Annotated in this window: 13 protein-coding genes; 3 read left to right on the plus strand and 10 right to left on the minus strand. The window is 66.8% G+C overall.

Annotation, left to right across the window (positions count from 1 at the left end; all coding sequences use genetic code 11):
• Nucleotides 1–36 precede the first annotated feature (36 nt).
• The 10 genes from hydA to OCUBac02_RS21730 all read right to left on the minus strand — a co-directional run bounded on the left by hydA (nucleotide 37) and on the right by OCUBac02_RS21730 (nucleotide 10,703).
• The gene (gene hydA, locus OCUBac02_RS21685; protein WP_173048604.1) at nucleotides 37–1,518 is read right to left on the minus strand and encodes a dihydropyrimidinase; all 1,482 of its coding nucleotides are present in this window, start codon (nucleotides 1,516–1,518) and stop codon (nucleotides 37–39) included.
• 15 nt (nucleotides 1,519–1,533) lie between these two features.
• Nucleotides 1,534–2,193: an aspartate/glutamate racemase family protein gene (locus OCUBac02_RS21690; RefSeq protein ID WP_173048606.1), complete on the minus strand. Its 660-nt coding sequence runs from the start codon at nucleotides 2,191–2,193 to the stop codon at nucleotides 1,534–1,536.
• 54 nt (nucleotides 2,194–2,247) lie between these two features.
• Nucleotides 2,248–3,549 carry a Zn-dependent hydrolase gene (locus OCUBac02_RS21695; protein WP_244639013.1) on the minus strand — a complete coding sequence of 434 codons (1,302 nt, stop codon included), beginning with the start codon at nucleotides 3,547–3,549 and terminating at the stop codon, nucleotides 2,248–2,250.
• A 195-nt stretch (nucleotides 3,550–3,744) separates the two neighbouring features.
• Complete coding sequence (locus OCUBac02_RS21700; protein ID WP_173048608.1) at nucleotides 3,745–4,650, minus strand: LysR family transcriptional regulator; 906 nt, start codon at nucleotides 4,648–4,650, stop codon at nucleotides 3,745–3,747.
• A gap of 57 nt (nucleotides 4,651–4,707) precedes the next feature.
• Entirely contained in the window at nucleotides 4,708–6,138 is a 1,431-nt protein-coding gene (locus tag OCUBac02_RS21705; protein ID WP_173048611.1) for an amidohydrolase family protein, read from the minus strand.
• A 165-nt stretch (nucleotides 6,139–6,303) separates the two neighbouring features.
• Entirely contained in the window at nucleotides 6,304–7,176 is an 873-nt protein-coding gene (locus tag OCUBac02_RS21710; RefSeq protein WP_047579529.1) for a polysaccharide deacetylase family protein, read from the minus strand.
• Nucleotides 7,177–7,245: 69 nt separating this feature from the next.
• Nucleotides 7,246–8,088, minus strand: coding sequence for an ABC transporter substrate-binding protein (locus tag OCUBac02_RS21715; RefSeq protein WP_173048613.1), 843 nt, complete (start codon nucleotides 8,086–8,088; stop codon nucleotides 7,246–7,248).
• Nucleotides 8,089–8,106: 18 nt separating this feature from the next.
• Nucleotides 8,107–8,925 (minus strand): amino acid ABC transporter ATP-binding protein, encoded by an 819-nt coding sequence (locus OCUBac02_RS21720; protein ID WP_173048615.1) that lies wholly within the window; start codon nucleotides 8,923–8,925, stop codon nucleotides 8,107–8,109.
• A gap of 11 nt (nucleotides 8,926–8,936) precedes the next feature.
• Entirely contained in the window at nucleotides 8,937–9,770 is an 834-nt protein-coding gene (locus tag OCUBac02_RS21725; protein WP_173048617.1) for an amino acid ABC transporter permease, read from the minus strand.
• A gap of 120 nt (nucleotides 9,771–9,890) precedes the next feature.
• Nucleotides 9,891–10,703: an ABC transporter substrate-binding protein gene (locus tag OCUBac02_RS21730; RefSeq protein ID WP_173048619.1), complete on the minus strand. Its 813-nt coding sequence runs from the start codon at nucleotides 10,701–10,703 to the stop codon at nucleotides 9,891–9,893.
• Nucleotides 10,704–10,985: 282 nt separating this feature from the next.
• Here OCUBac02_RS21730 and OCUBac02_RS21735 point away from each other — a divergent pair, with 282 nt between their 5' ends.
• The 3 genes from OCUBac02_RS21735 (at nucleotide 10,986) to OCUBac02_RS21745 (ending at nucleotide 12,666) form a co-directional block, all read left to right on the plus strand.
• Nucleotides 10,986–11,180: a hypothetical protein gene (locus OCUBac02_RS21735; RefSeq protein ID WP_047579809.1), complete on the plus strand. Its 195-nt coding sequence runs from the start codon at nucleotides 10,986–10,988 to the stop codon at nucleotides 11,178–11,180.
• A gap of 149 nt (nucleotides 11,181–11,329) precedes the next feature.
• Nucleotides 11,330–11,773, plus strand: a complete 444-nt coding sequence (locus tag OCUBac02_RS21740; RefSeq protein WP_047579806.1) for a PPC domain-containing DNA-binding protein — start codon at nucleotides 11,330–11,332, stop codon at nucleotides 11,771–11,773.
• A 578-nt stretch (nucleotides 11,774–12,351) separates the two neighbouring features.
• Nucleotides 12,352–12,666 carry a hypothetical protein gene (locus OCUBac02_RS21745; protein ID WP_173048621.1) on the plus strand — a complete coding sequence of 105 codons (315 nt, stop codon included), beginning with the start codon at nucleotides 12,352–12,354 and terminating at the stop codon, nucleotides 12,664–12,666.
• Nucleotides 12,667–13,036: the final 370 nt, after the last annotated feature.

Consider the following 13,036-nt stretch of genomic DNA (forward strand, 5'->3'; position numbering starts at 1 on the left):
ACTGTCACCGCCAGCCCTGCCCGCGCAACCCCACGTTCAGTCGAGCAAGATTGCGCCGAAGTTCCGTTGCGGATCGACATCCGCGACGAGGCGCCCGGTCGGGGTCGCGGCATTGCCGCCGGTGCGCGCGAGCCAGCGGCCCGAGCCTGGAGCGGCGTGCAGCACGCCGCCGCCGACCACATCCTGCCCCCGGACGAGGACATGCTCCGGCCAGCCGGTGACGCGACGGCCCGCGAAGGGCGTGAAACCGGTCAGGTCATGCATCGCCGCATCGGTGATCTCCACCTGCCTGCCAGGGTCCCAGATCGCGATATCTGCGTCGTAGCCGGGCAGCAGCGCGCCCTTGCCGGGAAGGTTGTATATTTCGGCCGGCGCCGTCGCCGTGAGGTTGACGAAAGCTTCGAGCCCGCGACCGGCGAATTCCGGGCGGCCTTTCGAGACCAGCGCGTCGAAGAGCAGGGGCAAACGTGTCTCAAGGCCCGGCAGGCCATTGGCGATCTGCTTGAAATTCGGATTCGGCCCGGCCGAAAGCTTGCCGGTCTCGTCGAAGCGATAGGGCGCATGGTCCGAGGAGACCGTCTGGATGTCGCCGAGCGCCAGCGCCTGCCAGAGCGCCTCCTGATCCGCGATCTCGCGCGGCGGCGGCGAGCACATCCATTTCGCGCCTTCCAGACCGGGCTTGTCGAGATCGTGCCGGGTGAGGAAGAGATATTGCGGGCAGGTCTCGGCGAAGACCTTGAGACCGCGCCCGCGCGCATCGCGGATGACCTGCGCGCCCTCGGCCGTCGAGACATGGAAGATCATGATCGGCTGATCGAGCAGTTCGGCCACGGTGATCAGCCGGTTGAAGGCCTCGGCCTCCGAGCCGCGCGGATGGCTGATCGCATGGTATTTCGGCGCGACATAGCCCTTCTCGACGAGCTTCCTGCCCATCCAGGAGATCATGCCGTGGTTCTCGGCGTGTACGCAGATCAGCGCCCGGTTCTGCCGGGCCGTCAGCAGCAGGTCGAGCAATGGCTCGTCATCGACCTTGATCAGGTCATAGGTCATGAAGACCTTGATCGAGGCGTGGCCTTCGCCGATCAGCGCCGGCAGATCCTGCTGGATCGTCCTGGCGTCGGGATTGGCGACGATGAGATGGAAGGCGTAGTCGATCAGCGCACCGCGCCGAGCCAATGCCGCGTAGTCGTCGACGACCTTCCTGAGATCGAGGCCGCGATGCTGGGCGGCAAAGGAGATCAGCGTCGTGTTGCCGCCGAAGGCGGCCGAGGTCGTGGCGCTCTCGAAGGTATCGGCATTGAGCAGACCGCCGGCCGAGACCTGCTCGACATGGGCATGGGTGTCGATGCCGCCGGGCAGGACGAGCTTGCCGGTCGCGTCGATCTCGCGGGCGCCGGCGCCAAGGCCGAGGCCGAGAGCGGCGACCTTGCCGCCCTTGACCGCGAGATCGGCGCGGAAGCTGCCGGTCGCGGCGCCGACCGTGCCGCCGCGAATGACCAGATCATAGTTCGCCGTCATCTGCCCTCGTCCTTCTCAGCGTACCATCAGCGTGCCGATCGCCATCGCGACCGCCGCTTGCGTCGGGTCGATCACGGGGATGCCAAGCGCATCCTCCAGCGGCCGACGGTGGCGCGCCATGCCGGCGCAGCCCATCACGATGGCGCCGGCCCCGTCCAGGTTCTTGAGCTCGGTGCCGATCGTGATCATGCGCGCCAGCGTGCCCTCGCCCGAGGCGCTTTCCGCCACCGACATTTCGAGCGGACGCTCGCCGGCAAGCCTGTCCATCAGCCCCATCTGGCGGAGATAGCGGATATGGCGCGGGATCGAGCGCGACTTGATCGCAATCACGCCGAAGCGGTCCGCCCGCGTCAGCGCCGTCAGCACGCCGCATTCGGCGATGCCGAAGACAGGGCTCGCGGTACCCTCGCGCGCGACATGCAGGCCGGGATCGGAATAGCAGGCGATGACGAAGGCATCGATATCGTTCGCCGCCTCGACACGGCGCCGCAAAGGCAGCGTGACGCTCTCGACATGCTCCTGCGTCTCGATGCCGAGCGGTCCCTCGCGTAAACTCTCGCAAAGGATTTCAGGCCCCTCCGCGAAGGCGAGCGGCACCAGCGCCTGCCGCAAACCCTCGGTGACCATCTCGTTGGAATTGGGATTGATGACGAGGATGCGAGGGCGGCGATTCATCGCAATGATTCCGACGTGGCAGATTCGGGGTTCAGCATGGCATCGCCAGCCGGTTCATGCGACCTCTCGCACGATCCAATCCGCGAGAATCGTGCAGGCGGCCAGGAAATCGTCGATCTCCATCGCCTCGTACGGATTGTGGCTGCCATGCTCGTTGCGCACGAACAGCATCGCGATCGGCACGCCGGCGGCGGCGAAGGCGGCGGAATCATGGGAGGCCGGACTGCCGAGCGGCATGGTCGCGATGCCCTGCCGGTCGGCCGCCGCCTTCAGCCCCGCGACGATACCCGGATCGACCGGGCCGACCGCGGCGCTGGCGCGGGCGCCGAGTTCGAAACTGACACGCCGGCACGCCTCGATCTCGCCGATGGCGGCCAGCATCCTGGCTTCGACGCGCTCCAGCACGGCGGGATCATAGGCGCGCACATCGAGGCTGAAGGCAAAGCTGCCGGGCACCGTCGTCAGGCCGTGGACGGCGGGGTCGGTGTGGAAGCGCCCGAGCGTCACCGCCATCGGGAAGCCCGCCGCCTCCTCCTCCTGCCAGAGCCGGTCGAGCATCACGGCGAATTCGGCGCCAGCCATGGCGGCGTCGCGGCGGAAGCGGCGGGGCGTGCCGACATGGTCGTGCCGGCCTACGATGCGCGCGTCGGGATAGCGGAAATTGCCTGGCACGCCGGTGCAGATCGCGACCGGCAGCTTCGATTCGACCAGGCTCGGCGCCTGCTCGATATGGACTTCGAGGAAGGCCCGGATCGTGGCGGGGTCGAGATGGCGCTCGCGCCGGCGGATCGCATCGGCATCGCCGCCGCTGGCATCGATGCTGGCGGCCAGCACGCGGCCGTCATCGATGCGCCGGGCTTCGAGCGCGCCATCCGGCAAGGTGCCGAGCGCCGAGCGGCTGCCGATATAGGAGACCTGGAACCAGACGCTCTCCTCGGCCCGCACGCCCATCGCCGTGACGTCGCAGTATGGCTGGATGCCGAGCGCGCGCAGCGTCTCGATGACTACGAGCCCGGCGACGACACCGGCCGCGCCGTCGAAATTGCCGCCATGCGGCACGCTGTCGAGATGCGAGCCCATCAGGATACGCGGCGCCCCGCTCTCGCGGCCCGGCAGGGTGACATAGGTGTTGGCGGCGAAGTCGTGCGAGACGGCAAGCCCGCGCGCCTCGCCATGCTCCACCAGCAGGCGATGGCCGAAATCCTCGCCCGCGCCATACGTATCGCGCGTGATGCCGGGAGCGTCGCGGCTGCCCTCCGACAGCCGACCGAACAGCACCTCCACCCAGTTGCGCTGGGCGGCGACAGCCGTGGCGATCGCCGCGTCGATATGGGGCGTCCTGGCAGTTGCAGTCATCTCGGTCCGGTCGGGTGTCGGGACGGTCTGGTCATGCACCGGCGATCGGCGGCGAGGACCAGGCCTGTTTCGGCTCATGATAGGCGCTGCCGGACGGCAGCCGGGGGACTCTGGGCCAGCCCGGTCAACCGGACAATGGCTCCGTCTATGCGGATTTCCGGGGCGACATTCGCAGGCTGAATAGCGCGATCCGTCTCAACCGGAGCCGAGCTTGGCGGCCGTCTCGGCAGCGACGAGCCGGACCTCGCGCAGGAAGGCATCGGCAGCCCGCGAGATCGGACGCTTGCGCGAGCGGACGGCGGAAGCACGGACCTCCGAAGCCGGCGCGAAAGGGCGGATGGCGAGGTCGTAATGGCCGCTGAAGACCGGAGACAAGGGATCGACCACGGCGACGCCGACACCGCTCTCCGCCAGCACGCAGGCCGTGTTGCAATAGCGGACCTCGACGGAGAAGCGGAAGGGCACGTCTGCCTGCGCGAAGGCCCGGCGGACGATCGTACCCATCCGGGTTCCCTGTTCGAGGGCGATGTAGGGCGCCGCGCGCAGATCCTCCGGCGTGATGGTTTCCTTAGTCGCTAGCGGATGCTCGGGCCGCATGACGCAGACCATGTCGCCGGCAAAGAAGGTCTCGGCTTCGAGCCCGCGATCATCGTCCAGCCCCATGACGAAACCGAGTTCCGCGGTGCCGTTCTCGACGCTCTCCAGCACATGCTCGAAGCGCCGGATGTCGAAGGAGATCCTGACCTTCGGTCGCTTGGCGAGGAAGTTGCGCAGCGCCGCCGGCAGGACGCCATAGCCCAGGGGCGGCGTCGCGATGATGCGGATATGGCCGGCGCGGTTTTCCTTGATGTCCTGCACCCTGGCCTCGAGAGCCGCATGCAGGGTGAAGATCGGTTCGGATTCCTCGTAGAGCGTGCGCGCCTCCGCCGTCGGGAACAGGCGGTTGTTGACGCGCTCGAACAGCGGGAAGCCGACCTGGCTTTCGAGATGCTTGATCGCATTGCTGACTGCCGGCTGCGACAGCCCCAGTTCCTGCGCGGCGCGAACCGTGGTCTCGCAGCGGACGACAGCGCGCAGAAGTTCGATCTGGCGGAGATTCATGACAGGATTCCGAATAGAGTGGCACCACTCTATTCGGTCAGCAAATCATAGGCCAGATCAGGCCCAGCGCAGGCTCGGCGGCGCGAGCTCGTCGACAGAGCGGCCGGCCCAGTCAAGCGAGGAGGCCTTGGCCAGTGCGCGGCGCTGCGCCTGCTCCAGCCCGTCGGAGGCGGCGCGATAGTCCATGGTCAGGACCTTGCCGTCGGCAACGACCTGCCTGCCCTGCACGAAGACATGGGAGACGGCGCGGTCAGCGGCCGCGTTGACGAGGCTCTTCAGCGGGTCGCGCGTCGGGCGCATCATCGGGTGGGTCAGGTCGACCATGACGAGATCAGCCTGCGCACCCGTGGCCAACCGGCCGATATCGTCGCGGCCGAGCAGCTTCGCCCCGCCGAGCGTCGCGGCGCGGAAAACCTGTCCGGTCGTCACGACCGCATGGCTCTCGCCGGTGATGCGGGCATAGACGCCGGCATGGCGCAGTTCCTCCAGCATGTTGTGCGGGAAGGTGTCGGTTCCGATGCCGATATTGACGCCGGCCTTCAGGTAGCGGCCGAGATCGCGCAACGTGAAGCCGCGCCGGCCGAAGACGGTCGGGCAATGGGCGACCGAGGTGCCGGTCTCGGCGAGGCGGGCGAGATCGGTGCGCGTCGGCCAGCGCACCCAGGGATGGTCGTCGAGGAAGATCGCATGGGCGATCGAGGCGTTGGGCGCGAGGAAGCCGACCGAGTCGAGCCACTGGACCGGCGAGAGCCCGCTGCGGCGAACCATCTCGTGGAATTCGCTGATCGATTGGCCGGCATGGGTCTGGATCGGGATATTGCGCTCGGCGGCCGCCGCGATCGAGGTGCGGAACAGCTCCTCCGTGCAGGTATCGATCTGGGCCGGGCAGGCCATGCCGGAAAGCCGGCCGGATTCATGGGCGAGCGCGGCATCGATCACCCTGAAGGCATCTTCCATCGCCTTGCGGCCGGCCGCGTCGTCGAGCTCGTATTCGACGGTATAGCCGTTGCGGGTGAACCAGCGGCCGTTGCGATACATCGGCGCCATCACCATGCGCAGGCCGCTCGCCGCCGCGCGGTCGAGCCAACCCTCGCTCGGGAAGGAGAGATCGACCAGCGTCGTGGTGCCGGACATCAGCAGTTCCGACCAGGCGACGTGGTTGAGATGCGGGATGCCCTCCGCATCGGCACGGAACAGCCAGAGGAACTCGTAGAGCGAGGAATTGTAGAGCTTGGGCGTACCGACCTCGTCAGTCATGCCCTTATTGCCGGGCTCGCTCGACGGGTGGGAGTGGATGTCGACGAGGCCGGGCATGACCATGAAGCCCTTGCCGTCGATCTCGCGGGTGACCGCGCCGGTGTAGCCCTCGCCGAGATGCAGGATGCCGCTGGCGTCGAAAACGACATCGACATCGCGGCGATAGACATGGTCGTCGGCCGCCGCGTCATAGGCGATGACGATGTCGGCGTTGCGGATGCGGGTGGTCATGGCGCTTTCACCTGGGCTCTCCGGATACGTGAGCCCTCATCCTGAGGAGGCCCGAAGGTCCGTCTCGAAGGATGCTCCAGATGGTTCCGGAGCCTCCCGGAACATCCTTCGAGACGCCGTGTACCACGGCTCCTCAGGATGAGGGCTGAGGGCTGGAAGACGGGCTCAGCCCGCCTTCTTCTCCTGCGCGATGAAATGCTCGGCGATCTGCTGGCCGGTGGCGATCCAGACGTCGCCGAACCCGCGAGCGCGGGCCAGGAATTCACGCATGATGCCGATCCGCATCGGCCGTCCGGAGACCTGCGGATGCATCACCATCGAGACGAGGCCGCCCCATTCGCGGAGCTGATCGAGTTCGTCGTTCCAGATCGAGAGCACATGCTCCTTCGGGAACATGGGGCGCGGTGAGAAGCGCTGCGACAGGCCGTAGAGCCAGTCGTCGAAATACATGTCCACCGGCAACTCGATCGGGCCTTTCGAGCCGTCGCGAAGCTTGTGGCGATAGGGCCGGATATCGTCGCGGAAGGAGGAGGAATAGAGGATGCCCTTGTCGCGGAGATAGCCGAGCAGTTCGTCGTAGTTCTCGCCCGAGGGCGCGCGGTAGCCGACCGGGGTGACGCCGAGGATGCGCTTGAAGATGTCGAGCGTCTTGTCGATCTCCTCCTTGTCGACGGTGAAGTCGCCGGGCTCCGGCCGCTTGTGCGAATAGCCGTGATGGCCGATCTCGTGCCCGTCCCTGGCGATGGCCTCGCACATCGCCGGATGCACCTCGACGACCCAGCCCGGAATGAAGAAGGTCGCCTTGATCTCCTGGAGGCGGAGCTGCTCGAGGATCTTCGGGACGCCGACCCGCTCCTCGTAGCCGCCATGCGAGAGCGTCACCAGCCGGTCGGTATTCTTCGCATCATAGTTCAACCAGGCCGTCTCGGCATCGACGTCGAAGGCCGGGAAGACCGCGCTGCGATAGCCGTCCGGCCAGGGGTAGTCCGGCGCCGGGTCGGCGAGGTTGGCGATGCGATGGGGGAAATCGGTCAGCATGGGACGCGTCTTTCGGGAAAAGCGCCCCTGCCGGATGGCCGGGGCGCGAGAGATGCCGTTATGGCCTGATCACTTCTTGGCTTCGCCGTTGATCATCAGCTTGTCGACCTTGGCCTCGCCAAGCTCCCACTTCTTCAGCACGGCGGCATAAGTGCCGTCCGTCAGCATGGTGGCGAAAGCCTTGGCGACGGCGTCGCGCAGCTCGGTGTCCTTCTTGGCGAAGGCCATTCCCTGATGCACCGTGGTGAAGGGCGCCCCGAGGACGGCGTAGACGCCGGGGTCCTGGTTCATCAGATAGGGCAAGGTCTCGCTGCCCTGCACGGCGGCGTCGAGGCGCTTCTGGCGCAGTTGGGTACGGGCATCGGCCGAGCCTTCCGTGCCGACGATCTGCATGGCCGGCTTGCCCTTGGCCTCGCAGTGCTCCTGGCTCCACTTCTCCATCTCCTTCGGGAAGGAGGTGCGGCGGCTGGCACCGACCTTCTTGCCGCAGAGCGCGGCGAGATCCTTGAACTCGTCCTTGCGGTCGGCATTGGTGTAGAACTGCGCGCCCGAGGCGAGGTAGTCGACGAAGTCGAGGGTTTCGCGCCGGCTCGGCAGGTCGCTCATGCCGGACAGGATCATGTCGACGCGGCCGGTGGTCAGCGCCGGGATCATCGCCTCGAAGCCGATTTCCTCCCATTTGATGGTGATGCCGAGCTTTTGGGCGATCGCATTGCCGAGATCGATGTCGAGGCCGGTCAGCGTGCCGGTTTTCGGGTCCTTGAATTCGAGCGGCGGGTAGTTCGGCACATTGGCGACGGAGATGGTCTTCTTCTCCAGGATGCGAGCCGGCAGGGCCTGGGCCTGGGCGAGACCGGAGGTGGCGCAGAGCGCGATGGCGGCAAGGCCGAGCAGGATGGACTTCTTCGACATGATATTCCCCTTCTTTGGTCAGTGACGGACGGCGTTGATGAAGGCGCGGGTGCGGGGTTCCCTGGGCTCGGTCAGCACGGTGCGCGGATCGCCGAGCTCGACGATCTGGCCCTGGTCCATGAAGGCGACGCGATGGCCGACATCCCGGGCGAAACCGAGCTCGTGGGTGACGCAGATCATGGTCATGCCGGTCTCGGCGAGGTCGCGCATAACCTTGAGTACCTCGGAGACCAGCTCCGGATCGAGCGCCGAGGTCGGCTCGTCGAAGAGCAGCAGTTCGGGCCGCATGGCGAGCGCGCGGGCGATCGCGACGCGCTGCTGCTGGCCGCCGGAGAGCTGCGAGGGATAGGCGTCGCGCTTGTCGGCGAGGCCGACGCGCTCCAGCAGGGCGAGCGCCCGCTGCGTCGCGTCCGCGGCCGGCTCGCGCAGGACCTGCACCGGCCCCTCGATGATGTTCTGCAGCGCGGTGAGATGCGGGAACAGGTTGAAGCGCTGGAAGACCATGCCGATCGAGCGGCGCTGGCGCGCGATCGCCTTGTCGTCGAGTTCGTAGAGCTTGTTGCCTTCGCGGTGATAGCCGACGCGCTCGCCGGAGACCCAGAGCGCGCCGCCATCGATGCGCTCGAGCTGGTTGATGCAGCGCAGGAAGGTGCTCTTGCCCGAACCGGAGGGGCCGATGATGCAGAGCACCTCGCCCTTGGGCACGGCGATGTCGATGCCCTTGAGCACCTTGAGCGGGCCGAAATGCTTCTCCACCTTCTGGGCGAGGACCAGCGGGGCGCCGGCGGCGAGATGGTCGGGGTCGGTCGTGCGGACCTGCGGGAGGGTGTCGGTCATCCTGCCGCTCCTCAGCGCTGCGCCGGCGCGGCGACGCCGCGGGCGTAATAGGCCTCGATCCGGCCCTGGATCAGGCTGAGCACGGTGACGACCACCAGGTACCAGATGGCGGCGACGATCAGCAGCTCGATGACACGCGAATTGGCATAATAGATGTTCTGCGCGCTGTGCAGGATCTCGGCGAACTGGATGACGCTGGCGAGCGAGGTCAGCTTCACCATGCCGATGAACTCGTTGCCGATCGGCGGCACGATCACGCGCATGGCCTGCGGCATGATGATCCGCCGCAGCAACTGGAGGCGCGTCATGCCGAGCGTCTGCGCCGCCTCGTACTGGCCGTTGTCGACCGAGAGCAGGCCGGCGCGCACGACCTCCGCCGTGAAGGCGCCCTGCTGGATGCCGAGCCCGAGCAGAGCCGCGACGAAGGGCGTCATCACGTCGACGGTCTTGAACGCGAACAGGCCGGGGATGCCGAGCGTCGGGAAGACCAGCGCAAGGTTGAACCAGAGCAGCAACTGCAGCAGCGCGGGCACGGCCCGGAAGAACCAGATATAGCCGATCGCCGTGTTCGACAGCACGGGATTGGCCGAGAGCCGCATCACCGCGAAGACGACGCCGAGCGTGATGCCGAGCACCATCGCCAGGATCGCCATGACAATCGTGTTGACGAGGCCGGTCAGGATCGCCGGCACGGTCAGGAATTCGGCGACATAGTCCCATTCGATCTGGCCGACGGCGAAGGCGCGCACGATCGCGGCCAGCGCGATGCAGACCGCGGCGGCGCCGATGATCCGCCCGACATGCCGGCGGGGAACGATGATGAGGTTTTCGGTTTCAGCGGTCATCTGGCCTCGATGGCTTGAGGTCGTCGGTGAAAGGAAGGGCAAGCAAAAGACCTGCCGCCGGCTCGGCCGGCCGGCGGCGGGGTGCATTCGCTGGCAGCAAGCCCAGTTTCCGAGCCGGAATCACTGCCCGGCGTCGATCGTAGGCTCGGAGATGCGCTGCCGTTCGAGGCCGAACTTCTTCAGGGCCTGCTGATAGGCGCCGTTCTTCATCACCGCCGCGGTCGCCTTCGCGACTGCGTCGCGCAGCTCGGCGTTCTTCTTGTCGAAGGCGAGGCCGAACAAGGTCTTGTTCAGGGGCTCGCCGACGAAGGCGTAGGTGTTCGGCTCGTCCGCCATGAGATAGGCGACATATTCCGGCCCGAGCACGGCGGCATCGAGCCGCCCCTGCTTGAGTTCGAGCCTGGTCGCGGTCGCGCCGGCCGTGCCGTTCACCGTGATCGCCGGCTTGCCGGCGCCCTTGCAGTTCTTCTCGCTCCAGGCGACGGTCACCGGCATGTAGCTCGTGGTGCGGGGCGCGCCGACGGTCTTGCCGCAGAGATCGGCATTGCTCTTCAGTTCGCCCGCCTTCGCGGCAAGGGCGAAGGGCTGCGCGCCGGTGGCGAGATAATCGACGAAGGTCAGTTTCTCGCGGCGGGAGGGCAGATCGCTGATCGCGGTGCCGATCATGTCGATGCGACCGGTCGTCAGCGAGGTCATGAGTTGCTCGAAGCTCATCTCCTCCCATTTCACGGAAATGCCGAGCTCTTTGGCAATCGCATTGACCAGTTCGACATTGAAGCCGGCACGCTCATTGGTCTTCGGGTCCTTGAAGGCCATCGGCGGATAAGTGGTCTCGATGCCGACGACGATCTGCCCTGCGGATTTCTGCGCTGCCGGCAGCGGAATGCCGCCCTGCTGGGCAAAGGCAGGCGTCGCGGCAGCGAGTGCGGACATCAGAGCGAAGGCGGCTGCCGGAAGGCAGCGTCCGGCCGGACAATGAGCGGTCATCATGGTTCCCCGTTTTGCCGGCCGGCAAGCTCGCGAGGCCCCCCGGAGGGGGCGTGCGGGTTCGGCAGCCGAGCGCCTTTTTGACGCTGCGCGATCTTAGCGGGCATGCCCGGGAACGGAGCGGCCACGCGCTATGATATATTTCCGGCCTCTATTCGGCGCACTTATATGCGCCGGAATCGTGCGGTCCGAGCCTACTCCGCCTGTCTGACGAGCGGAGAGCAGACCATGAATCCCATCGAAATCTGGGTTTTCGGCTATGCCCTGACACGCGGCTACCCCGCCCCGGAGACCGTGCCGAGCGGGCTGTGGCTGAAGGTCGGGAAGCCGGACCAGCGCGGCCGTTTCGTGCTGCGCGCTTTCGATACCGCGGTACTGTCGGAGCTGGCGCGATCGATCGCGGCGCGAGCCAGAGCACGCTGATCGCGACGCCGGACGGCCGGGGCCTCTATCAGGTGCTGGGCTGGCAGCCATGGTCGGAGATCACCTCCGTCATCAGTCCGAGCCGCTGAGATTGCGGAACACGTCCATCCGCCTCGCGTTCCAAGCGGACTCAAGCAAATGGACGGGCGATGCGACACAAACTGATCCACGAAGCCGACGGGCAGAAGACCTTCGCCATCATCCTCGATGCCGGCGACGAGGCCATGGGCTGCCTGAAAGCCTTCGCCCGCGACAATCGGCTGACGGCCGCGAGCTTCAAGGCCATCGGCGCCTTCGAACGCGCCGAGCTCAGCTTCTTCGACTGGTCGAAGAAGACCTATGAGCCGATCCCGGTCGATGAGCAGGTCGAGGTCGCCTCGCTGACCGGGGACATCGCCGTCGAGCCCGGCGGCGAACCCGGCGTCCATGTCCATGCCGTTCTCGGGCGCCGCGATGGCGGCGCCGTCGCGGGACATCTGAACAAGGGGGTCGTCCGCCCGACGCTGGAGATCATCCTGACCGAGCAGCCAGCCCATCTGAAAAAGCGGCGGGATCACGAGACCGGCCTTATGCTCATCGCCTTGGAAGACTAAATCGATGGGCGATTTCGGGAAGGCAGGCACAGCATGATGCGCATTCTAACCGCAGCGACGGCGGCCTTGCTGGCCATGCTGATTGCGCTGCCCGCCAGCGCCCAATTCGATGCGACTCCCGGCAATGGTCCGCTTTATCCGGGCGGTCCGCGACAGGGGCTGGGACCGCCATCTATCACCGACAATGTGCCGGACATCCGGCTGCGTTCGAGCCAGGGCGGAATTCCGGGAGCCGGGCCGCCGGTCGGAGCCGGAGCGCCCAGCCCACGCTTCTACGAACCGAGCCCGTCATCGGGACGGTCTTATCGCCGGGCGGAGCGGACGAGCGGCCTCGGGCGCCATTGCCGGACGCAGGCGCGGCAATGCACCCTGGCGCGACCGGCAGCGCTCGGAGATGATTGCGCCTGCCACACGTCCAAAGGGCGCCGGCGCGGTTTCGTTATCCGCTGAAGCATTTTCGAGCGAAGCGGAGACCGGTTCGCGTGAAGAAAGTACGTTAAAATAAAGACTTAGATCAATTCCGCGATGCGGAATTGCGGAATTGATCTAGCCCCCGACGAGGCGACAGATACCCGATCATGCAGCCGCTCTCGCCCAGGCAGGAATTGCGCCGCGCCTTCAAGCATATCGAGCGTGAATTGCCACCCCGGCTGGCCAGGAGCCTGCGCTGGCTGCGACATCCCGATTCCCGGCTGATCCGCATCCCCGCCGGCATCGCCCTGATCGCAGGTGGAATCTTCTCGTTCCTGCCCGTGCTCGGCGCCTGGATGCTGCCGCTCGGTCTGCTCCTGCTCGCCGCCGATATTCCGATCCTGCAACGACCGATGGCGCGCTTTGCCCTGTGGTGCCTGCGCCTGCTCGATCGCTTTGGTTCGCGTCGCAGGCGCGACTGACAGCCCCGTCAGACGATCAGCTCCGCGAGAGGCAGGCGTGCTCGCGGCACCCCGGCGCCAGGCGGAACATGGCCCAGCCGGAAGACATTGACGAGCCTGCGTCCGGCCGGCAGCGGATGGCGCTGAACGAGGGCGGCGTTGCTGATCGGCCAGTCGGCGAGCACCGAGACCGGACAGGCGCCAAGACCCAGCGCCGCGATCGCGAGCCAGGCGCGGTAGAAGGCGCGCCCGGTCTCTAGGGGCCCTCTCCCTCGGGCCCGGCGCCGATCCGACGCAGGTGCTGCTCGCAGCTTCCCTGGGCGGGACGAGTGGGGCTAAGGCGGCTCCGACTACCGAACCGAAGAAGCCGTAACGCCTCAGCCAGTCATCC

It is taken from the genome of Bosea sp. ANAM02 (assembly GCF_011764485.1).
In the GTDB taxonomy this organism is placed as follows: domain Bacteria; phylum Pseudomonadota; class Alphaproteobacteria; order Rhizobiales; family Beijerinckiaceae; genus Allobosea.

What these genes read in the sequence shown, in the direction of transcription:
- hydA (WP_173048604.1), bottom strand. Translation starts at nt 1,518, where the DNA reads ATGACGGCGAACTATGATCTGGTCATTCGCGGCGGCACGGTCGGCGCC.
- OCUBac02_RS21690 (WP_173048606.1), bottom strand. Translation starts at nt 2,193, where the DNA reads ATGAATCGCCGCCCTCGCATCCTCGTCATCAATCCCAATTCCAACGAG.
- OCUBac02_RS21695 (WP_244639013.1), bottom strand. Translation starts at nt 3,549, where the DNA reads ATGACTGCAACTGCCAGGACGCCCCATATCGACGCGGCGATCGCCACG.
- OCUBac02_RS21700 (WP_173048608.1), bottom strand. Translation starts at nt 4,650, where the DNA reads ATGAATCTCCGCCAGATCGAACTTCTGCGCGCTGTCGTCCGCTGCGAG.
- OCUBac02_RS21705 (WP_173048611.1), bottom strand. Translation starts at nt 6,138, where the DNA reads ATGACCACCCGCATCCGCAACGCCGACATCGTCATCGCCTATGACGCG.
- OCUBac02_RS21710 (WP_047579529.1), bottom strand. Translation starts at nt 7,176, where the DNA reads ATGCTGACCGATTTCCCCCATCGCATCGCCAACCTCGCCGACCCGGCG.
- OCUBac02_RS21715 (WP_173048613.1), bottom strand. Translation starts at nt 8,088, where the DNA reads ATGTCGAAGAAGTCCATCCTGCTCGGCCTTGCCGCCATCGCGCTCTGC.
- OCUBac02_RS21720 (WP_173048615.1), bottom strand. Translation starts at nt 8,925, where the DNA reads ATGACCGACACCCTCCCGCAGGTCCGCACGACCGACCCCGACCATCTC.
- OCUBac02_RS21725 (WP_173048617.1), bottom strand. Translation starts at nt 9,770, where the DNA reads ATGACCGCTGAAACCGAAAACCTCATCATCGTTCCCCGCCGGCATGTC.
- OCUBac02_RS21730 (WP_173048619.1), bottom strand. Translation starts at nt 10,703, where the DNA reads ATGTCCGCACTCGCTGCCGCGACGCCTGCCTTTGCCCAGCAGGGCGGC.
- OCUBac02_RS21735 (WP_047579809.1), top strand. Translation starts at nt 10,986, where the DNA reads ATGAATCCCATCGAAATCTGGGTTTTCGGCTATGCCCTGACACGCGGC.
- OCUBac02_RS21740 (WP_047579806.1), top strand. Translation starts at nt 11,330, where the DNA reads ATGCGACACAAACTGATCCACGAAGCCGACGGGCAGAAGACCTTCGCC.
- OCUBac02_RS21745 (WP_173048621.1), top strand. Translation starts at nt 12,352, where the DNA reads ATGCAGCCGCTCTCGCCCAGGCAGGAATTGCGCCGCGCCTTCAAGCAT.